Origin of the sequence: Halosimplex aquaticum (genome assembly GCF_028747785.1) — an archaeon.
GTDB lineage: Archaea > Halobacteriota > Halobacteria > Halobacteriales > Haloarculaceae > Halosimplex > Halosimplex aquaticum.
The window spans coordinates 3,721,724-3,744,488 of record NZ_CP118158.1 but is presented as its reverse complement, the minus strand read 5'-3'; the positions used below and the strand labels follow the sequence as shown (position 1 = coordinate 3,744,488).

The window sequence follows — 22,765 nt, the reverse complement described above, 5'->3', positions numbered from 1 at the left end:
TCGAAGCTAAAACTTCTCGAAAGCCGCCTGAGTCGGGCCGTCTTCTACGTGCCGACAAAGGTACTCGATATTATCCGGGTCCAACATATCTACATTCTCAAGACGTTGAGCGAAATTCTTCATATAGAGTCCTTTCAGCCCTACGACGATTGTACCGTGGTTCTTCGCATCTTCCGTTCGGGCGGGGACCGACACAATGTTCTCGAATTGATCACCGACTAGTTCACGGTTGAACACCACTCCGATACGATCCGGACGGACTTGCTGAACCATCTCGTCAATATCGATGCTCGTGTAGTAATCGCTCCCGAGAGTGAAGAAGACGACATCGTAGTCTGTCTCGTGCAATACTTTTCTCAGGTCCTCTTGGATTCCGAGGCGGCGAGACCGCGCTCTTATTTCTCCGACGTTCATCGAACTGAACGTCACCTCGTAGGGGGGGAGCAATTCCTCCTCGGTCACGAGTCCGAACCCAGCACTTATGAAGTATCGCTCAACGTCGTGACCCTGACTACGCAACCGGCGTGCAGCGTCCTTCACGAATCCCTGCTGTCGGCCAGTATAGAGATCCCGTGCGGCAATTCCAGGAACGTTGTCTCGACTCAGCAGGTCATCCTTCGAAAATTCCAGCGTCTCATCTGCATCGAAGACGGGAGCCCCCTCTGGGATATCTTTGGAGCCGGAACACTGGTCGATGACGAGGACATCCAACCCCTCACGGACATCGAGCTTGGGAGGATGAGGAACGAAATCATCACCGGCGACGTAGTTTCGACCACACGCATCGAGGGCCCCTTCTCGTAGGGCTTCGGACTCACTAAACGTGTGGAGTTCGCAACCACTCTGCTCAACGGCTCCGGAAATGGCGTCGCTCGCTTCCCCGCCGGTCGTGAGGAGGAACAACTTTTGATAGCGTGTTGTTTGTGCCGCTAAATTCTCCTCCATCCTATCTGGCGAGAAGGAGACAGTAGACGGCGTTCCAGACCACGATTCGTGAACTCCCCCGGCGTCGATGACGCCGACCTCCGCGACCGGCAGGTCGTGTACGCGCTCCCAGAAGTCCGGGTGTTCGCTTCGGAGATACTCTTCGATCGACTCGAAGCGGCTCAATTTGGCAGTTCCCTCGACAGCGACGAGCAATTTTGGGAGTTCCGCGGCGAACTCGTCGTAGAAGCGACGGGTATTGTGGAAGCCACGACGCCGGTTTCGGTCGTTGCCTCGGAAGATGCAGACCTCGATCCCGTTCGTCTCGCAGATGGGACACTCGCACTTCTCCCACGGTCGGTCCCTCAGAGTATCTCGGTACTCCTCCAACAGACCATCGTCTCCAATCCACTCGGCATAGTCCCGGACGGCAGTCCAGACGTGGTCGTAGGGGTTCCGGTGCTCCTGACTATCGAAAACCGCCGGCATCCGCGGGAATTTTTCAAACTTCTCTTCCGCTACCGTGAGCAGTTCATCATACTCCACGAAGGGTATCGGGTCCTCGGCGGTGTCCTCACGAAGGGATTTAACGATCTGCCCTCGCAGGTCGTCGCTGAAGGAGGCTTGAAGCTCTCTCGCGTACTCGAAATCATCCCGGAATGCTGTCTCAATGTCCTGCAATCTGGACGCGTTATACCGCTCGTCGTGCCGATGGTCGCGCAGATAATCACGGGTCGCAGGGAGCACCTCCTCGGCTTTCCGGTGCCAGTTCCAGATTTCCTCCTCAATCGAGTTCTCTGCGTCATAGGCGCGTAAGGCAACGAGGACCTCCCTACCTCGGAGTGACTTTTCGACGGCCTCTCGGAGGCCGTCACCGTTGGACGGATACCGTACTCGAATAGCGTCGTATCGTTTGTCGTTATTTAGGCGGTAGTTCCCGCCTCCAGTCCAGGCTGAACGCAACATGCTCGCACTGTCGAAACTCGACATTCCGGAACGACCGATGGTTTCGAACGCCTCGGACTTCGCAAAACCAAAAACGTGAGAATCGACCCGTCTGTTGTGCTCACGTTCGAACGACTTGATGGTCTTCCCGACGTCCTTAACGATCTTCCTCACTTCGTGGACTGGACTCCCCGCAACGCCTCCGATGCCGATGTAGCCGTACCCGATGTCGAGTACCTCCTCAGCGGCTTCGACATATGATTCGGGATCCCAGCCTTGAATCGCCACCATGAGACGGAAGGGGCGATCCTCGGCCTGGTACAACTCGTACATTTCCCGGGCATTGCGGAGGGTGAGATTGTAGCGGAACGTTTTGTCGTCGGCCCGATAGACGGCACGCGGATCGTGTTCCAACTCAGTTAGAACGGCATCGATATCGCCACGGAAAGTGCCGGGACTAAAGGGCTCCACGCTTGAGCCATCTTCAGCTTGAATAGAGGGCTCGTATTCGTCAACGTACTCAGGCCACTCGTCAGGCCATTCGTCGATCATCAGGTCAACGACATCCTCGAGAGCGTCGGGAATGTCGCTCTCTTCGAACCCGTCTCCGAAGGCCCGTTCATCGAGGTAGAGGCGCCCCTTGTCCTTACCAGACCCGAGCACGAGATGATCGATCGTGACCCCTACGGAGACTCCCAAAGTCTCGTAGAAATCGAGCATCTCCTCGTTTCCATAGGGCGGGAAGGGGAGCGATTTGTAACCCCACGCTCCGCAGTCACTGATAGTCGGAAGCCAGTCCGGAACTGAGAGAACGGGGTCATCGTAGACGCCGTATTGAGCCAGGCGCTCCGCCTTCTTTTTAGTCTCCTCTACTTGTTCACGGGAAATGAGCACTCCGTCGATAGGCGTTGTCTCGCGGTCGAAGATGTCCCAGATATAGTTGAGCTCGCGCTCCTGACGGTCGAGGGTGGAGAGTTCGTCATGCTCGAAATCGTAGTTCGCATCGACCGCATCATCCCACTCAGGAACGTAGAACCTCATAGATTAGATTCACTGTCTTAGCCTTACTTCGTTCCACCATATGAATATCCCTTTCTCCCGCCACGAATAACCACCACAGTATTCCTCCGATAATATTTAGTGCATACTCTAAGAAGAGGTGTCCATGTCCTTAGAACAGGAGTCCTCGCCCCAACTCGCCGAAGCAGGTGAGCGAACACTATACGTGGGCGAGGACCGTCCGATCAGAATCAGCACAGGGCATCGCATCTTACATCACGACGGAAAGTGCAGTCGTCCGCACGGTCACAATTATCAGGTATCAGTCAAAGTCACGGGGACACTCTCCGAAGACGGCTGGATAGTGGACAAAGGAGATATTACTTCAATAATATCTGAGTGGGATCATCGATTTCTCCTCGAGGAAGGCGATCCCTTGATTGACGCATTCGAGCAGAGCGGCGAAGGTGACGGGGTCGTCGTACTAGATTACCCACCTACGGCGGAGGTGATGAGTGTCGTCTTGGAGCGCAAACTCCTCGCAGCCCTTCCGGACTCGGTATCGGATGTCTCAGCTCGAGTCAGAGAGACCTCAGAACTCTGTGCGGGAGCTACTCAGTAATGCCAGTGAATTCGACCCCCGATCAGGGGAAGACTCCAAACGCCGACGGAGAGACGCTCCCGATTAACGAACTCTTCTACTCACTCCAAGGCGAGGGGAAACTCACAGGGGAACCGTCGGTGTTCGTTCGGACGAGTGGTTGTAACCTCCGGTGTTGGTTCTGTGATTCCTACCACACCTCGTGGGAGCCCACCCACGCCAACATGAGTCTCGACGACATCGTCGCGGAGGTTGAGTCACACGAGAACGCCGAGCACGTCGTCCTGACGGGAGGTGAGCCACTCATCCACAACGAGGCGGTGTCGCTCCTAGAGCGTCTCGATGACCGCGGCTACCACACGACCGTGGAGACGAACGGAACTATCTATCGAGACGTACCCATCGACTTGGCGAGCATCAGCCCGAAACTCGCATCGAGCGCCCCGACGCCGGACAAAGATCCGAAAGGTAACGGCGAGTGGGCCGAGCGCCACGACGACCGTCGGATCGATCTCGACGCCCTCGGAGAACTTGTTGACGAGTACGACACCCAACTCAAATTCGTCGTTACCGGTCCCGATGACATGCCCGAAATCGAGGATCTGGTCGAAGACATTCGAAGTACAGCATCTAGTCGTGTTCCCGACTCGGATGTCCTCCTCATGCCGGAGGGTACGACCCGCGAGGAACTCGACAAAAATCGAATCGAGGTCGCGGAACTGGCGATGGAGCACGGCTATCGATACACTCCGCGACTGCATGTGGATCTCTGGAACGACGCTCCTGGTACGTAGCATGACGAACTCACATTCCGAACTGAAGCAGCAGACTGGCAGCGAGAGAGACATCGACTACGAGAAAGCACAGCACGGCGTCCGCCTCCTGTTAGAAGCGGTGGGGGAAGACCCCGAGCGCCATGGGCTCACCGAGACGTGGCAGCGTCGCGTTCCCGAGACCTTTAGCACCCTCACAGAGGGCCAGCGGGAAGCATCGAAGCCGACGATGCGAACGTTCGACGCCCAGACCGACGACCTCGTCGTCAAGACGGATATCCCGATTTACTCCCTGTGCGAACACCACCTGCTGCCGTTCTTCGGGACGGCCCACGTCGCATACCGACCGGACGGAGAAGTCGTCGGCCTGTCGAAACTCACGCGGTACGTCCGCTGGCAGACACGACAGCTAACGATGCAGGAACGGCTGACGAACGACATCGCCTCTGGACTCGCCGATGAGCTAGAGGCTCCCGCGGTACTCGTCGAGGTCAACGCGACACACCTCTGCGAGGCGATGCGCGGCGTAGAGACGGAAAGTACGACCACCACTAGGGCCTCCGTCGGAGATCTGACTGAGGAAGAACGAGAACAGTTCCGCGACGCGATTATCCGGGAGGAAGACCTATGAGCCGTCCGCGAGCGGTCGTCCTGGCGTCGGGTGGGATGGACAGCGCAACTGCTGCCACAGTCGCTCAGGACGCCGGCTACGACCTATACCTGCTCCATACGTCGTACGGCCAGCAGACCGAGAGCAAGGAGTTGGAATGCGCGAAGGCGCAGGCCGAAGCCTTCGACGCCGCGGACTTCCTCCACCTCACGACCGACCACCTCTCGAAGATTGGATCCTCGAGTCTCACCGACGACGAGATGGACGTCGAAGACGCGGATCTGGAGGGCGACGAAATCCCGTCCTCCTACGTTCCGTTCCGGAACGCCAACCTCCTCTCCATGGCGACATCGTACGCGGAAGCCAAGGAGTGCGATGCGGTGTTCATCGGCGCCCATACCGAGGACTTCTCGGGATATCCTGACTGCCGACCCGAGTTCTTCGAGGCGTTCCAGCAGGTCGTTGACGTCGGCACGAAACCCGGGACGGAGATCAGTATCGAAGCTCCGTTCGACGAGTGGTCGAAGACCGACATCGCCGAACGAGGGCTCGAACTCGACGTCCCCTACGAACACACGTGGAGCTGCTACCGGGAGGAAGAACCGGCTTGCGGTACCTGCGACGCGTGTGCGTTCCGCCTTCAGGCGTTCCAAAATCTCGGCGAACCTGACCCCATCGATTATGCGAAGCGGCCGGACTATACCGAGATGTGACGTCAAACGACGAATTGCCTGCGGTTAAGTGGTTTCCGTCACTAGAGGGTTCAAGGCGCGGTGGCCCACGAAAGTGGGTCCGGTGCTGAGACACCGTACCCGCGCTGTCTGGTGAGACAGCATGTACTCTGACGACGACGATCCGCAAAAGTTCAACGGCTGTACCGCTACTGGTCACGAGAGCAGACAGTCGGGCTTCGGTGGCCTAGTATGAGCGTGACTGAGGGATACAAACCTGCCGAGGTTCACGCCCTCCTGGGGAATCAAAGGCGGTTTCTGGTTGTTGAGTACCTCTCGATGTTTGACTCAGGTGTCGATGTCGAGGTTCGACACGTCGCGCGAGTGATCCGCGCTGTTGAAACCGGCACACCCCCTCATCGAATCGGAGCAGATGAGTACGAATCGGCCTACAACGGGCTGATTCAACGGCATCTGCCTAGGCTCGCTTCAGCCGGTCTCGTTGAATATGATGAGCAACGGAAGGAGATCAGGGTTACAGACCGACTCAACCAATATGCTATGGTGTGTGCATTCACCAAGTCGGTATCTCTCGGAGAACCGGACGAGTAGTACGGCCATTCATTCAGTGCTCATAGCAGACTACTACCACAGGTGCCGAATTAATGAGCGTGGGGCCAAATAGGTCAATCATGGTCAGAATAACAGAGAGGTCCCGCCTTGAGCGAGTGGAACATATCCTAGGGAGCGGCTCCGGTATCCTCGACTTTGCTGTAGAGGGCGAGCCGAACTATTACACTTGGGAAGGGAATGAAGGCTCTGATTGGGTTATAGATGACGTAGACTACGTTGAAAACGACGACGAGGATCGATTCATTCTGTATCCCGAGGAGGATTTTTTCATCTGCGAGATAGAGGATGAATCGGTTCAGTGTTGGAGTGAGTAGGTTTACTGCTGGGTCACTACAGATGGGGACCTAGCGGGGCGTCAGTAAGTGAGCTCTCAGAACCTCGACGCCATACTTATTTGGTCGGCTAAAGAGAGTTGACACATGCCATCTCTTCCGCTTTCTGAGGACACCTTCATCTCGTTACTGGAAGAAGCGAACAGAGAGCGATTCGATGACGAGAACTGGCAATTCAACGACAGCCAAGAGCGGTCGATACTCGCGGGCGACGGGCCGCTTTGGATTACTGCGGGACCGGGGAGCGGAAAAACCGAGGTGCTGATCTCGCGGACGCTCAAACTCCTTCTCGTTGACGACGTCGCTCCGGGAAGTATCCTCCTCACGACGTTCACCGAGAAGGCCGCTCAGAACCTGGAAGAGCGGATTGTTGACCGGTTGAACCGATTCGGATTCGAGGACGACGTCGATGTCAACGAAATCCACATCGGGACCCTTCACTCCCTCTGTAACGATTTAATGCAGGAGTATCGGTATCCCGCCTACGCGAATACAGAACTCCTCGACGAAGACGGTCAGCAGCTCTTCATGTACAACAACTGTGACTTCGTGTCCGTTCTCCAAGGGAATGCCGACGCAGAGAACTGGGAGACGGTCTCTTCGGACGAACTATCGGAAGACGCGTGGGAGTTTTTCGAGAAGGTGCTGCCGCGCGGCGTCAGTTCTCAGTACGGCCCCAATAAGTGGCAGGCGACCGATGCCGCTTCTCAGATATTCAATCGGGTGTCCCAGTACTTGGCGGACACGGAGGCTCTGCGTCGGGCTCCGGAACCCGAGTGGCGAGTCTGTGCTGAGGGACTTGAGCGATACCGCGAGACTCTACAGGAGAATCACCGATGTGACTTTGCCCGCCTTCTAGAGCGGTTCATCGACTTCATAGGAAGCGAGGCCGGCAGCCGGTTCATTCAAGGGGAACCGGAGCGCGAGCGCCCGCCTCTCGAACACATCCTCGTTGACGAGTACCAGGACACGAATCCGCTTCAGCAAGAGCTCTACTTCCGATTGACGGAGGAGCTCGATAGTCCGAATCTAACCGTTGTCGGTGACGATGACCAGGCTCTGTATCGCTTCAGGGGCGGTACCGTGGAGTGCCTGATTCAGTTCCCGGAGCGCGCTGAGGAGCGATTTGGTGAATCCGTTCAGCGGGAGCAGCTGAACACAAACTACCGCTCTACGGAAGATATCGTGGACTGGTGTAACCGATATATGAACGAGTTCCCTCTCATGCAGCGAGAGGGGGCACGCGCTCCGAACAAAGAGCCGATGGACGTAGGCCGTGAGGAGACGGGGGAACGAAAGAGTGTCAAATCGCTTCTGATCGGTAACAGTGACGAACGTTCCGCGGAAACAGCGGCTGAATTGGTCAAAGAGCTCCACGACGAAGGGTACATCGAGGATTACAGCCAAGTTGCGTTCCTTTTCAAGAGCACGAAGGAGAACTCCCGATGGGCCGGCAAATACGCGGAGGCTCTCCGGGAACGTGACATTCCCGTTCATAATCCCCGAAACAAGGCGTTCCTGGAACAGGAGGAAGTCCGGTTCGCGCTGAGCGCTGTTATTCGCTGTCTCGACCCCGAACTGGAGGGAGTGGAAGCGGCACGCGTTATGGGGCGAGTCAAGGGACAGATCGAGGACTGGCACGAGGAATTCGAAGAGTTTGTTGATTACCACGATGCGATAGAGTTGGACAACTACGTCCGCAGGAAGCGGCGCGAACTCAGACGTGCAAGCGACAGCGAATCTCTTGGGTATACCGTCCTCGAACTGCTCTACCGAATTCTCTCATTCGAGCCATTCCAGACCTGGATCGAGACTCCCGATCGCCCGGAGCGAGGGAAGAGGCTCGGTCGCCTCTCCAAGTTGTTCGACTCCTTCGCCAGTATCACCGGCCCGGAACACATGCAGAAGTCTTCGAGAACGCTGTCCGTGTCAACCCAATTCCTCGGCTCGTTCTACTACGTGTTCTGCGGATACCTGGAGGCATCCGATTTCGACGAACCAGAGGACCCCCACGACCAGATCCCGGACGGCTTCGTACAGATGATGACCGTTCACCAGGCCAAGGGCCTCGAATTCCCGGTAACCTTCGTCAGTGACCTGGACAGCGAACCTTGGACGGGCGGCACCTACTGGCTGGAGGACCAATTAGAGCCGTATGCCGACATACACCCGACTGGAACTACTGACGAGAGAGCCAATCGAGACGAGATCCGCCGCTTCTACGTGGCGTACTCCCGAGCGGAGGAGGACCTACTTCTACTTGACCAAGAGGGGGCGATGACTGATCTCTCCCTGGGTTATACCGAACAAGGGGACCCTCTAACAGAGAACTGGTTCACAGGGGCCAGAGAAATCGAATCCGCCGACGACTTCCTCAACTTGGTGGGAGGAAGTGTTGGCCCCCACAGCGACGTCGGACTGAAACGCAGGTATAGCATCACCGGTGACGTCCTAGCCTACCGCCGGTGTAAGCGCCAGTACGGGTATTACAACGAACTCGATTTCGCACCCAACCACGTCACACAGCTCTTCTTCGGACGAGTGGTCCACGAAACGCTGGATAGAGCACACCGACACTACGCGGGTGAAATCGAGGACATCGACGAAGGCACGATTCCAACCGACGACGAGATTGCCACGTACTTCCGCGAGGTGGCCGAAGCGCTGAAAGCCCGGAATATCTATCCGATGAGCCAAGAGGCCGAAGACACTGCCCTCTCGTACATCCAACGCTTCAACAGGAAGGAAGGCGAGCGGCTCTACCCGCGAGTCGTTGACACCGAACACCGCCTTCAAAGCAACCGGGATGACTTCGTTCTGGAAGGGGTCGTTGACGTTCTCGCGGGGGACGACGTAGACGGTTACGAGATCTGGGACTACAAGGCAGGACAACGGCCGGACGGGAGTCGGGAGCTGAACGACTACCAAGCCCAGTTGAACACCTATGCGGAACTATACCGCTATCAGCAGGGCGAATATCCCGAGAGGGGAGTCATCTACTTTTTGGGGGAAGACGATCGAGACAACGCGGTATTCGAACTCAATTTCCAAGAGGGCTCAGTGGAGAGTTCACTCTCCGCTTTCGAAGAAACCGTAGATGACATCGAACAGGATCGAAAAGGCGGCGATTGGTTCGACATCTCTCCCGCGGACGCGCCATCTGAGGGAACCTGTTCCGAGTGTGATTTACGCTGGAACTGTCCCGCCCGTCCTGAATACCATGGCTCGCAGTAGGCCGAAGGTCTATCCCTCCAATACATTTATCAGGTGACCGCGGGTTGTCACAACTCGTGGAATCAGGGCTCTCCTCGCTGACCGGCCAGACGTATGCGAAACTCATCGTCATTCGAGATCCGTACGTCGGTGAGCATTCCCACGAGCAGAGAGCTCAATTACGCTGCCTCCCATTGCTGATAGAGCACGGATACGACAGGATCATACACACAGACCTCTGGGACAACGATTTCAAGCCAGTTTCGTACACCTACTTTGATCCGGAGGATGTAGATCCTCACGAGATAGAGTTCCCATTGGTCCACGTCGTGAGCCAAGAGGGGCTGACCGAATACGGCGAACAACACCTCGTTCGGTCGCTCCTGAAGCAGCGATCAGAAGACGACACCTACATCGTCGTCTCTGATACCAACGCACCACGGACACCGGCATACACGACCGAGCGTTCCTTCGTGGATGAGTTCACGCCGAACAAGGGAATCGATTACGAGTCGCGGGTAACGAGCTATATCCGAGACAACCTAGATTCGGCGTTACCTGTCTCGACCAACCGGGGCTCCAAAAACCTCTACTATCACCAGATCTCGGACTGTCACAACGCCGTTGGTGCGCCAGCCAGCACTCTTCCGGAACTATTCGATTACGAGAATGCGCCCCCGAACAGTCCGGCCTGGGACCCGCTCTATTACTTCGTCGAGCACGACCTACAGGAAATTCTCGACAGGTACACGGAACGAATCCGGGAGGCGTTACGCTCGTGGACGGAACGAGGAGACGTTCAGAAAATAGCGAACAACATGGATTCGATGCTCACACAGTGTCAGTTTAGAACGGATCGTCTCGACGAACGACGCCAACAGAACGCAGAACTGTACGCCGATGCCTGACTACGAATACAACACGTCGAAACCGGAAAAGCTCCTGACAGGCTACGGGACGGTTCGTGGGGCCGAACTCAGGTCGATTTATACCGATATTGACCCCATGACTCCGTTTTCACAGATCGAAAACCGGTTTGGCCGTCCACGCTCGTCGGGCCTCGAAACAGACCACATCGACAACTGCCTTCGGTTCTTGCGGACATTGGACATGGTGGAACAGACGGGACAAGATGTCCTCAACCCGATGAATCGGGATCTCTTTCCAGAATTTGAACTCACGTTCGAACCGAGGCTCCTTTATCACATAGGGCGGCAGACAGGAAAGCAATCCCACCTCGCCGCCATCTACGAGGTCGCCGTCCAGGAGATCTCAGCAGACGTGGGGCACTACGGGGTTCGTCGCGTCTCCGTGGACGACCTTGTGATCGAGGTCGATCGGGAGACCGACTACGACCTCGAGTGGAGGGAGGAGAAAATACTGATGTGGGCGAATCTCCTCGCGCCTCTCGGAGGCCTCTCGTTCTCCTCTGACCACGACGAGATACTGCTGTCCCCGAGCAGAGCAGTGCTTCACGAACTGCTGTTCCACCATCAACGTCACCGGGCGAACGGGGATAGCGTTTTATCCGCTCTGGAGTGGATCGACGGGAATTTCTTCCCGGTCTTCAGTCGGACTGGAGGACAACCGGCAGTTCACGTCGGGGTTGCCGATGTCCTAGAGAGCCTCGTCGCGGACGGTGCCTTGTCACTCACGGGGATGTCCGACCGGAGTGAAGTCGTAGACCTTCCGATGAGCATCGATAACAGTCAGACGCCAGCCGATTATACGATCGAGGCTGCGCCAGACAGACCTTCGTACTGGCACCCACTCGAAAGGTCGGAACGGAGGTACGAAGCATGACTCAAATGGTTCGCAACTGGGACCGAGATGTCGTAGAGGATTTCATCAAACCGGAGTCACAGCAGAAGACTCCCAAGGTCTTCCGAGAGACCCACGTCGAGATAGATAAGATACGGGCGGAGATACTGCGCCCCCACAGCGGAGACGACGCCTTCGTGACGGAGTCCCAGTTCCGGGACGCAGTTCTGGATTCAGACCTCGAAGACGACAACCGCATCTTCATCGTCAAGGGTGAGGTCGGGAGCGGGAAGAGCCATCTCTGCCAGTGGCTCGAGTACGAGATCAACGGTTACGGCGAGAGCGATGGGACCGACGACGAACACGTCGCAATCCACATCTCCAGGAGCAACACCAGGCTAGACGAGATTCTGGAGATCCTCCACGACCCCATCGACAAAGAATACGAAGAGGTCAACGACATTTCTTCGCTGAACCCGGAAGACGTCGCGGACTTCATCATCCAGGGACTCCACACGTTCTACAAAGGACAGGGCGCCCTCAGAAGCTTCGACTTGGAGGAATTCCTCGAACCCCGTTCGAATGCGGAGGATTTCAGAACCATTCTCGTCGAGAATATCGAGGAGTATCAGGAGTCCGTGGAGAAGGAAGGCCAAGAGCAGGACATCAAGGAGTACCTGCTGTCCCGCGAGGACTACGGACGTATCTGTTTCAGCGCGTTCGGGGAAACCAAGCGAGAGGACGACGTCTATCCCGTAGTTCGCCGCGCTGTTCACGATCTGCTGACCCGGAACATCGGCATCGAAGACTTCAAGCGCGAGTTAGAGGACATCTCCAAAGCTTACGTCGAAGAGGGCAAGCGTCCGGTTCTGATTTGCGAGGACCTGACCACGTTCAGCGTGCTCAAGGACGATCTGTTGGACCATATCTTCGAGTTGTCCAGCGGCCATTACGACGTCATTATGGGATGGACGACGGGGTGGGAGCGCGAGAATATCGACGACGCGCTATCGACGAGCGAAGACTCGTTGACCTACATGAAACAGCGGACTCAGGGATATCTCAGCATGACCGACGACAACGGTCAGGCCTACTTCCTCGAAGGGCAGAGCGCTCCCGTCGTCCTCGTTAAGGCGTACCTCGACGCGATCAAGGAACACTCCGAAGCGAGTGCCGAGGTGCCTGAAGAGGCGTTCGATTCGGTGTACCCGTTCAACGAAGCGTTCATCCGACACGTCTATGCCAACCTCGTGCAGGACGGCAACCTCCAGCAGACGCCGCGAATTTTACTCGTCCACGTCATCGCAGAATGCCTGACCTCGGACGTGCCTCCGTTCGAGGCAGTACAGAACAATTCCTACATCCGCCAACGCCCTTACCTCATCGGAATCAACGAACACTCTACGCCGTGCCTCGAGTTGACTCAATGGTACGCACTGAAACACCGGGGACAGCTCTGGCTTCCGACCGAGGTGTTCGACGCGTTTGGAGTTGATACGCACGGGGCGGCGGAAAAAGACGGGAACGTCTTCTTCGACACCAGCTTCGCAGCGGGGGACGTGACTGTCATCGAGCGCGAACCGGGAGCTGAGCCGACCTCCGAGCGCATCGACACCGATGACGAAGACGAAGCCGACGAGGAACCGGAGGAAGATGAATCGGAGGAGGTGGAGGAAGAGACGGACGAAGATGGGGATGAAGGAGATGATGAAGAAGGACGTCCGGGTCCGGAACCGGAAGTTGAAGTTCCGCCAGAGGACTACCGGGAGTTCCAGAGTTGGCTGATGGACGGTACGGAGTACGCATCCGCGGATCGGTTCCGAGACGGCGTGGTGGCCACGCTGGAGAGGTGGCACGACCCGACACGACTTGCGAACGAGAACTCCACGGCGAGGAACACCACGGGGATCTATTTCGACCGGGGGTCAGAGCCGCCCGTGGTTATACGAGGTGCCGACTCGCCGGCGTCGATGAGTTTCGAAGTACCCCACGGTACGGAAAATGAGGAACTATACCGTCAGATGCTCCACCACGGGTACGCGGACTCGTTTGAAGACGACGCCAATTTCGACAAACTCCGGGGTTGGGCGACCGACAAGGTCGTGGAGTATCGGAGTCGGATGCGGCGCGACATCGAAGGCCACCTCCCCGAGCAGATGACTATAGAGGAGTTCGTCGTCCTTGCTCACTTCCTGGTGATGAATATCGGTAAGGGGAAAACCGATCTTTCGCCCAAACTGGTCTTCGAGGGGTACCAGATGGAGGAGACGTCCCCCCTCAGCTACCAATCCGACGTCGGGATAGGACTCCCACAGGGCCTCGAAGGCGCTTTCGAGCGGGCCTCCAATCACACGGGAGACATCGGAAGCCTCGCACGAGGCTTCTTCCTCTTGAAAGAGAACGTAGTGGATTACGAGCGCCTCAATGAAGCCATCAACGGCGTGTCCGAGAATCTCGACAGTTACCTGAGCGGTCTAAGTACGACGAGCGTCGATGATTTAGCGGACGCCTACAGAATCGGGACGACTCGAAACAACTCTCAGAAGCGCTTCGGGAAGATTGTAGAGGACTTCTCCGACCTAGCGGGGGAACTGGAGAAGGTGGAACAGCAAGTGGACGTCGGAGATCTCCAGGAGGCAACCGACCATTACCGGAGGTTCCACCACCTGAGCCATACTCAGGAAGAATTAGCTGAACTTTACGATGAAATGGAAAGCGCGCTGGGGCCGCTCAACGTCACCCACCGTCAGAAATGGGGGGACGTCGGGCAGTTACTGAACGATTCCGAGAGTGACCTCGGTCTTGGAGATTTCCGGTCAACTCTCAATGAAATCGAAGACGCGGAGACGGACGACGCAATCTCGTCGATCGCTCTTCTACACGAATATCAGCGTAGTCTGAACGAGAGCGCTGCGTGGGAAGTGTACGAGGTCTTTGCGGAGATGGTCGAGGCGTTGGAAGACGCCGAAGGTAGCGAAGTCGGCGACTTCCGAGATCAGGTCGAGTCCTCGACAGAGTTCGAGGTGTTCAGTGACGCGCGCGACTCAGTCCAGCAGACTATCGGAGGTGTCCAGTAATGAGCGAATCTCAGTTCGAGGACGAACTCGAGCGGAAAATCGAGGAGATCGGGGAGAAAGCGGATCGTGCCGAACGGGCCAACGATCTGGAAGCGGAGATCCGGCGAGCGAAGGACAACATCGGGGATTTGGGGCGGGAACTCAACAGTCTCGACTCGTCCGTCGAAGGCCTGCTTTTCTACGACGGAGTGCTAACGAGCGTCTTCGGCGACGACCGCCTCGACGAAGTAGATAGGGCGGTCCGTCGCGTCCGTGAGGTCTCTGACATCACCGATGAGGAAGTGCTCAGTGCGGCCGAAGACAGGCGGACGAATGAAATCCTCCAGAGCGTCGAGGACGCTCGAGAGGTAGTTCGTCATGCTCGGAGCGAGACGATAGACGCGATTCGAGAACACCAGCGGGAGTGGGAAGGGGAAATCGAATCCGCCCGTGACCTCAATCAGATCATCGGGGGTGCCGGGAGCGATTTCGAGGAGGTGTTATCGGACATGAATGCGTTCCTCAACGATTCAATCTGGGACGAGGACAGAACCCTATCGTCTCTGGAGTCCCGGTGGAACAACTTGACCGATAAGTGGGAACAGAACGCCGGAAAGCACGGATGGGATTCGTTCCAGGAGGAACACGGACTGAGCGAGGATGCCATGGATATACTCAAGCGGTTCGCGGAGGAGGGTAGCGTCCGTCTGAACGAACTCTCTGTCGAGGTCATCAAGGAGATGAAAGGCGTCGATGACCTCGAATCGGCAATCCGAATGGAGATCGATACCCGATGAACGATCCTGCTCGCCGCGCAGAACAGATCAAGGACGCCTACGAGGCATACCTGCTCGGCGACCTCGGTAACGCCGCGCGGAACGTTCATCAGCGATTCCAGACCACGGATTCGGATGACCCGTTCGTCGGTTCTCGCGGACCCTATCTCCAGGCCCTCGACATTCCGAACTGGAGTGAGCGGCCGTGGGAAGACTTCGCAGCAGATGCGGGACTCCATCCCCGGATTATCGAGGCGTTCTCTTCGCTTGGGTTCGAACGGCTCTACGACTTCCAAGAGCGCAGCGTCGAGACAATTACAGAGGGGGAGAACGCACTCATAACCGCCGCTACGGGCCGTGGAAAGACCGAAGCGTGGCTGATTCCGATTCTCGATTACATCCTGCGGGCCCGCGAAGGAGAAATCGAAGACTGTGATCCCGAGAGTGTCAAAGCGCTCCTGATTTACCCGACCAAAGCACTCGCTCAGGACCAACTGAAACGGTTAATCGAGTACCTCTACAAGATCAACCGCCACCTTCCGAAGCGGAAACGCATCACAGTCGGAATCTACGACGGCGACACGCCGAGAGACACGAGCGAGAGCGGAGCTGAAGGGTACCTGCGATCGTCGTTCAAGTACTTCGAGTGCCCGGGATACAACGAAGACCTCGAGAAGTGCCGGACCTGCGGAAAGAGCCTCCGCGTGGAACCTGATCAGGGTCGTTTCACAGTCAAGCCGGAGAAGCCGAAGTGCGTTGACGACGTCCCGCTCGAATTCATTCACCTGACGAAAAACGACGTACTTCGCGGCGACGTAGACATCGTTCTCACGAACCCTGACACGATCAATCTCAAGGCGATCAACGTCAACGCCCCGGACGAACACGACACGTTCCTCTACGAACCGGACTTCCTCGTGTTCGACGAGGTCCACACGTACTCCGGCCTGTTCGGCTCCTATACCTCGATGCTCGTCAAGCGGATGCGTGCTCTTCGCCGAGAGCGGTTCGGAAGCGACGACCTGCAAGTGATTGCCAGCAGTGCGACTGTCGGCAATCACGACGAACTCTTCAGGAAGGTCAGTGGAGTCGGTAGTATTGAGCACGTCGACGAAGACTCTCGAGAGCTGAACTACGAATCTCCCAATGGACTTCCTGCTACTCTCATCGATTCCGACATCTCTGAAGAGGATCTGATAAAGATGGGGCGCGAGCCGAGTGCAACGCCCAACGCCTTCGGCGACTCCACCTTCCTCGTCGAAGACCACAAGAGCCTCAGTAATAACGAACTTGCAGACGCGGTTAGCGACCAACTGTTCGACTATCTGACTCGGGAAAATCCAGGTAGCCGGGTCGTGAGAGCGATTCAGGAGCTACACTCTGATCTCCACGAGGAGCCCCGTACGCGGGACAGTTTCCTCTCGGACATTCAAGCGAAATACGGGCTGGATGAGGCCGACGCCGAAACGCTCCTCAGCAACTTTCGAACGATCGGCGAGTTCTCTGGCCTCCTCGAAAATCGAAGCCATCTCTTCTCATGGCCGATGGACGGGTTCTATAGCTGTGCGACTTGCGATGCCGTCTATCGGTCGCCACGGGACACGTGTGGTGAATGCGGTGATCGCTTCGTCACGCGGTCTACCTACTGTAATCACTGCGCGGAAGAGTCACTGATGAGTTGGTACTGCCCCGGATGCGGGCAGTTGGAATCGTACATGCCCACCGAGCATGGCGGAGTCGAGCAGTCGTCCCGAGAGTGTCAGCGGTGTTCCGCTGCTAGGGACGAAGAGGTAGGAATGCTCCGCGTGACTTTCCGTCCGTATCTTGAATGTGACTCCTGCGGTCACGTCGAAAAGCGTAGCACAACGAGCGCGTGTCCCGCATGCGACGCGCCTACTGTTCGGACTGACGGCGGCGTCGCAGTCTGTACAAATCCGCATTGCGAACGAGAACTGACTATCTCCTCAAACTGTTCGAACTGCGGTGGGGAGAACCGACACCTGAAGACCCGTCCCGAGGCAGGGGATTGTCCGTCGTGTGGACGTTCCTACGAGCGAATCCCAGCGGGCGGGATCGAATGTGAATGCGGTGAGGTAGTGGTGAACACGCACCTCCTCCCCTGGGTATGCAGAAAGGACGACTGCGACGCACTCTATTTCGAGGCCCAGCCTCCGGGAACGTGTGACTGCGGCTCCAGAACATTTGCCCAGGCTGGACTCTACGAGGTTTTGGAGCGATCGGAGTGCCAGAACTGCCAAACGACGCTGATTCCCGGACACAGCTGCGATTGCGACGATCCAGACTTGATGGCCCAGACCTTCGAGCCGGATAATTACCACATGTTCGACCGAACGGGGGAGCTACGCAGTCCGACGGACTTCCGAACCGGAGTACCCTGCTACCACGCGGGCACGTCCTATAGCATCAGTGGGCGCGGACAGCGTTATTCGGAACTGATGCGCAGTCCGAACAACCTCGCTGTAACGACGTCCCAGTATCTCTTGCGAGGAGTGGCCGCTGACGAGGGATTCGAATCTGCAAAGATGCTGTCCTTCGCCGATTCACACCGGGATATGAACGAGTTGGGTCGAGACTTCGAGGACCCCGAGGCCGAGACAGTTCTCGACCAACTCCTCTACGACGGAGTCGTCTCGAACCAGGACGAGAACTCATGGGTCCCGCTCGATGAAGTACTCGACACGGTAGGTAACCGCCTCGACCAGCTCGAAGAGTCCCTTTCGGAGGTGAGAGACGTCTCCGAAGGACAGGTGTCTCTACGGAGCCAGTTGAAAGGGCGAGCTCGCCGGCGGTGGAGCCCGGAGGAAGCCCTGCGCGACCGACTACTCCGCCGAGCAATCCCTCATACCTACAGCGGTCGCTTCGGCGAACGGAACCCCCCGCTCGTTCACGATGGCGTCCTCGACGTCAAACTCCGCGAAACGAACGACCTGTCTTCCGATGAGCGAGCAGTCCTCAGAGCTGTAGTAGACGAAGGCAACGACATTGGAATCGATAATCTCCGGGAGAGCAGTGGGGCAGATAACGCTACCCGTGCCGTTGATACGCTCGCAGAACAAGGTATCCTTGCCTACGACGCCGAGGAGGGTTACGTGTCGTTCGATCCCGCCGCCCTCGAAGTCACTGTCTCTGGTCGGGACGACGGCCTCCAGTATCATCCGTACGACCAGGCGACGTACTCCTCCCTAGAGCGGAGGTTCGGTATCGTACCCAACGAGGCTGTAGAATTCGACACTACCTTCGATGAACAACGCGACCTGAATCATCCGCGATTCAACTATCGCGCGTACCGGCTCGGCTACGTCCCCCCGATGTTCCTCCTGAGCGAGACGTATCTCGGGACGACACCGAAGCAAAAGCGGAGGAATATAGAGTACCTATTCAAGGAGGGGAAGCACCCTCACTTCCTCTCCTCCGGACCTACGATGGAAGTGGGGGTTGACATCGGCGCGCTCGATTCACTCCTGCTGTTCGGGACCCCGCCGAATATGAACGCGTACCTGCAACGCGTCGGACGAGCGGGGCGACGGTCGAAATCAGCTCTGGTCCACAGCGTGAGTCAGCGCAACCCGATCGACTACTACTATTACGAGCAACCGGTCGATTTGATCGATACATCGCCGAAGGACGTCCCGCTCAACGAACACAACGAGGAAGTTCTACGGGTGTCCTTGAGCTGGGCCGTCCTGGACTACATCGCTGCGAACTTCGCAGTAGATTGGGACGTCCAACACGAGGGGCGGAACGCCCGTATCGAAGGGGGCGACAACTTCGTTAGAGACCCCGACGAGGGTGAGAAATACAGCAAGTTCACCCATCTAATGGTTCTCGAAAACGGGACGCTCCAGTTGGAAACACAGCGTCCCAAACTCCAGATTCTGGGGACGTTACTCCACGACCACGAGGAGGACATCAGGGAGTACCTCGAAAGCCTGCTCGATTACGATTACTGCGTGTCCTGTGGCGCAAAGTATGACCAAACCACCAGCCCGGCCAGGTGCTCGGATCCCGATTGTGGAGGGAGGATCGAGTCGGCGTCGGACGAGTACGGCCATCTAGTTGAAGATGCAATCTCGTCCTTCACCGAGCGGTTCATCGAACATTACCGGGAGTATACCGACGAATTATACGAGAACGTCGATGAGCTATCTGAGCGGGAGCGCGAACTGAATCAGGAGTTACGGGGAGCCGCTGACGACGAAGAGATAACGCGAATCCGGTCAGAGCTTGACGACGTTCGAGACCGCCAACAGGTAATTCAGGACCATCTCGCGGATGTTCGTTCAGAGGGTTACGTGGATTTCCTCCGCGGATCGAGACAGAGCAAGTACGCGTTCAATATGCGGAACATCTCCACGTCTGTCGGCCTGACGCTCATCGAGGAAAACTACGAACGTCGGCGGCTTGGTGACGGAGACGGAGGCCGAGAGATGCGGATGGCGATGAACGAGTTACACCCGGCAGCCGCGTACCTCCATAACGGGGAAACGTACGTAGTGTCCAGAGTGAACTACGACGACTACGCGTCGGAAACGCTCGAAGAAGAGATCACGGAGAATGAAACCGTGGACTACGGGGAAGAGTACGTTTGCCCCGCTTGCCACGCCACCTACCGAGAGCGCCAGCAGGAGTGTGAGGAATGCGATGCCGAAGCACCCTTGAAGCAGCGACGCTTGGCAGTTATGGACTCAGTCGAAGCCTTCCGGGAAGATTTAGCCGTCTCCACGGACGACGGCCTCGAAGCGCGAGAGATTCACTCCGAGAGCGACGCAGGGATACAGAGCACGTTCTCGGATCGAGATACGAGCATTCTTTCATTTGATTCTGAACGCGAGTTCAGTCTAAAAGACGCTGAGGGGAACGAAATAGGCACCCTCCGGTACGGCGAATTAGAGGTACTGGTTCACGCGACGGGATATCGTGCACGCTACACGAATGGCGCCATTGACGCTCAAGAGTCTCTCTTCGAACGTTGTGGTGTTGAAGGGTGTCCGGGGGTAGTTGTCCGAGACGAGGAGTCAGCGAGGTGTACTGTCGATTCCGGACACGACCCCGATGGTTTTGATTCGCCCTCTGAATTCGTCCGGTTGGGACACAAGTACACCACCGAGGGCATAGAGGTGAACCTGGAATCGGACGTGGCGGAACACACGCTCGCTCACGGACTTCGTGTGAGTCTCCAGTACCTCGGCGGCGTGGACATCCGGGAGGTCAGTGAAAGCGTTGAAGACGACGTCGTTTACGTGTTCGACTCCCAGGAAGGCGGAGCTGAAATCTCTCGCATCCTCGTGGAAGAAGACGAAGGAACCTTCCCCCAGTTCCAAGAAGCCATGGAACTGATCGAGGATCACTTCGAGTGCGACTGTGACAGCGGGTGCCCGTTGTGCGTCTACCAATACGGCTGCGATCGTCGGAACGACCCCCAGACACTCGACAGGAGAAGTGTTAGCGACGTATCTGGACCCATACAACTGAGTCAGGAAGACTGAACAAATCCTCGCAATACTGAACGGCTATAGAGCGAGTCGTCGCCTGTGACGGGTTGCATGGATGGAGGACTCTCAGGAAACTGCGGGGTGGATCTGCTTGGTTCTCAGGAAACGGTGGTGTGTTCGGTTCACTTCAATTCTCCGGGGAGAGTAGATTTACTCCGGGAACTCAGGAAACGATGGGGTGAAGAGGCCCTGCTGCACTCTCAGGAAACAGTGGGGTAGGGTACTGATCACGGTTCGGTCAACGCGATGTCCTCTCAGCACGAACCGGCCCAAAGTCCCGGCGTATTTCTGTTACAACGCCCCAATTTCGATGGGTCATCATGTCGCGCAACAAGCTTACCGTTGGATTTGTGGCCCTTTCGGCGGCGACCAGTTGCGTCTTCGCTGTCGGGATCATTGTGTCGCCCTCCATCCAGCCGTTCCGGAACGTCGTCGGATATTTCGTAGCCAAGTCTGCCGCGAGTGCGAAAGTGATCGCTGGGGTCGCAATCGGAGCGCTCAGCCTCTATCTCGCCAAGCGGCGGATCGTGAATCGGAAGCTGACAGGTCGAGACGGCGAACCCTCGCTGCCGCGACCCCCGGAGGACCGCGAATCGCGTCTCTCGGTACCCCGGACGACGTCCGTCGAGCCGGTCGGATCAGCGAGCCACGTGGCACAGGGAGTATCAGGCTCAAGCGACGAGTCAGGGGACACCGCCAGTGGGGATGACAGCACTGGTAGTGACGCGACTCCCGAATCGGAGTCTAGCCCCGAGATCGTGGATCCCCGGTACGACGATTCGGACGGGGAAGAACAATCTGAAGAGACAACTACCCAAGATGGAAGCGATCAGAAGGAGGTCGAGAAAACCGGTGACTCGACCGCCGACCTGTTCGAGGGACACATCGATACCAACGAGTATCAGTTCGACTGGGTCACAGGAACGGGCGTGGAGATGGCTGACGTCGGGGGACTAGACGAGGTGAAGGAAGAGCTGCGACAGGACATCGTCCGGCCGATGCGAGAGGAACCGAAAAAGGCCGAGAAATTCGACATCCCGCTACCGAACGTGCTCCTTCACGGTCCGCCGGGAACCGGGAAGACCTACCTGGCGAAGGCGCTTGCCGAGGAACTCGGATTTCCCTTTGTCAACTTGAGCGGGAGCGATATCACGAGTAAGTGGGTTAATGAAAGCGCTGACCAAGTCGGACAGCTGTTTGAGGAGGCCGAATCCTTGGCTGAAGACATCGGTGGGGCTATGATTTTCCTCGACGAACTCGACGCAGTTCTCCCGGAGCGCCAGATGGACAGTCACGAAGAGGACCGCAAGGTCGTCAACGAATTCCTGAGTCACCTCCAGAAGTCCTCACGAGAGCGGGTCTTGTTCGTTGGAGCGACGAACAAGCGTGACGATCTGGATAGTGCTGCGGTGCGGAACGGTCGCATGGACAAGGAGATCTTTGTCGGAGAGCCCGATTACGAAGCGCGGGTAGAGATCTTCGACGCCCAATTAGACGAACGGCCACACGACGTGACCGAGCGGGAGATTGAGGCACTCGCAGAGAAGACGTCCGGCGTCGTCGCCGCGGACATCGAGTCACTCGTCAACCAAGCTGCACGCCACGCAGCGTACGGACGTGATGGCGATCGCATCGAAGCGAGAGACATTGAACGTCACCTCGATCGATGACGACGAAATCGTCACCCGAGGATGCATCAACGGATGTCCCGGGCACATCACCGACGCAGGCTGCCGAAGACGCGCTCGATCTGGGGCTAATCAATGCTTCCGTTGTCTCTCTCACACTCACTTACGGTATCCTCGCTTGGACCGAATTACACAGTTGGCTCGCTGTCGTCGGCATCATCGGTGCCGACGCGGTAATCGTCCTCCTTGTCGTCCCCCACCTAATCGCCTTCTGGCTCAGTTACGACGTCGATGTACTGCTTGCCGGGAAATCTTCGGCCTCGGAGTGAC

Annotated in this window: 15 protein-coding genes; 14 read left to right on the top strand and 1 reads right to left on the bottom strand. The window is 57.1% G+C overall.

Annotated elements, in window-relative coordinates:
• Positions 1–6 precede the first annotated feature (6 nt).
• Positions 7–2,910, bottom strand: a complete 2,904-nt coding sequence (locus PSC72_RS18550; protein WP_274322910.1) for a DUF6884 domain-containing protein — start codon at positions 2,908–2,910, stop codon at positions 7–9.
• Positions 2,911–3,034: 124 nt separating this feature from the next.
• Between PSC72_RS18550 and PSC72_RS18545 the strand changes: the two genes are divergently transcribed.
• The 14 genes from PSC72_RS18545 to PSC72_RS18480 all read left to right on the top strand — a co-directional run bounded on the left by PSC72_RS18545 (position 3,035) and on the right by PSC72_RS18480 (position 22,764).
• Entirely contained in the window at positions 3,035–3,490 is a 456-nt protein-coding gene (locus PSC72_RS18545) for a 6-pyruvoyl trahydropterin synthase family protein (RefSeq protein WP_145848661.1), read from the top strand.
• Positions 3,490–4,263 carry a 7-carboxy-7-deazaguanine synthase QueE gene (locus tag PSC72_RS18540; protein ID WP_274322909.1) on the top strand — a complete coding sequence of 258 codons (774 nt, stop codon included), beginning with the start codon at positions 3,490–3,492 and terminating at the stop codon, positions 4,261–4,263. Before PSC72_RS18545 ends, PSC72_RS18540 begins: the two co-directional genes overlap by 1 nt.
• A 1-nt stretch (position 4,264) precedes the next feature.
• Positions 4,265–4,873 carry a GTP cyclohydrolase I gene (gene folE, locus PSC72_RS18535; RefSeq protein WP_274322908.1) on the top strand — a complete coding sequence of 203 codons (609 nt, stop codon included), beginning with the start codon at positions 4,265–4,267 and terminating at the stop codon, positions 4,871–4,873.
• Positions 4,870–5,565, top strand: coding sequence for a 7-cyano-7-deazaguanine synthase QueC (gene queC, locus PSC72_RS18530; protein ID WP_274322907.1), 696 nt, complete (start codon positions 4,870–4,872; stop codon positions 5,563–5,565). The genes folE and queC overlap by 4 nt, the downstream gene beginning before the upstream one ends.
• A gap of 210 nt (positions 5,566–5,775) precedes the next feature.
• On the top strand, positions 5,776–6,135 hold the full coding sequence (locus tag PSC72_RS18525) for a DUF7344 domain-containing protein (RefSeq protein ID WP_145848652.1): 360 nt from the start codon (positions 5,776–5,778) through the stop codon (positions 6,133–6,135).
• A gap of 80 nt (positions 6,136–6,215) precedes the next feature.
• On the top strand, positions 6,216–6,470 hold the full coding sequence (locus PSC72_RS18520) for a hypothetical protein (RefSeq protein ID WP_274322906.1): 255 nt from the start codon (positions 6,216–6,218) through the stop codon (positions 6,468–6,470).
• 105 nt (positions 6,471–6,575) lie between these two features.
• Positions 6,576–9,722, top strand: a complete 3,147-nt coding sequence (locus tag PSC72_RS18515; RefSeq protein WP_274322905.1) for a UvrD-helicase domain-containing protein — start codon at positions 6,576–6,578, stop codon at positions 9,720–9,722.
• Between the two features lie 56 nt (positions 9,723–9,778).
• Positions 9,779–10,609: a hypothetical protein gene (locus PSC72_RS18510; RefSeq protein ID WP_274322904.1), complete on the top strand. Its 831-nt coding sequence runs from the start codon at positions 9,779–9,781 to the stop codon at positions 10,607–10,609.
• Positions 10,602–11,504 carry a hypothetical protein gene (locus tag PSC72_RS18505; RefSeq protein WP_274322903.1) on the top strand — a complete coding sequence of 301 codons (903 nt, stop codon included), beginning with the start codon at positions 10,602–10,604 and terminating at the stop codon, positions 11,502–11,504. The genes PSC72_RS18510 and PSC72_RS18505 overlap by 8 nt, the downstream gene beginning before the upstream one ends.
• Entirely contained in the window at positions 11,501–14,539 is a 3,039-nt protein-coding gene (locus tag PSC72_RS18500; RefSeq protein ID WP_274322902.1) for a myosin/kinesin family protein, read from the top strand. Before PSC72_RS18505 ends, PSC72_RS18500 begins: the two co-directional genes overlap by 4 nt.
• Entirely contained in the window at positions 14,539–15,315 is a 777-nt protein-coding gene (locus PSC72_RS18495; RefSeq protein ID WP_274322901.1) for a hypothetical protein, read from the top strand. The genes PSC72_RS18500 and PSC72_RS18495 overlap by 1 nt, the downstream gene beginning before the upstream one ends.
• A complete protein-coding gene (locus PSC72_RS18490) occupies positions 15,312–20,801 on the top strand; it encodes a DEAD/DEAH box helicase (RefSeq protein ID WP_274322900.1) in 5,490 nt (1,829 codons plus the stop codon). The genes PSC72_RS18495 and PSC72_RS18490 overlap by 4 nt, the downstream gene beginning before the upstream one ends.
• Positions 20,802–21,127: 326 nt before the next feature.
• Positions 21,128–22,477: an ATP-binding protein gene (locus PSC72_RS18485; protein WP_274322899.1), complete on the top strand. Its 1,350-nt coding sequence runs from the start codon at positions 21,128–21,130 to the stop codon at positions 22,475–22,477.
• Complete coding sequence (locus PSC72_RS18480) at positions 22,474–22,764, top strand: hypothetical protein (protein WP_274322898.1); 291 nt, start codon at positions 22,474–22,476, stop codon at positions 22,762–22,764. The genes PSC72_RS18485 and PSC72_RS18480 overlap by 4 nt, the downstream gene beginning before the upstream one ends.
• Position 22,765: the final 1 nt, after the last annotated feature.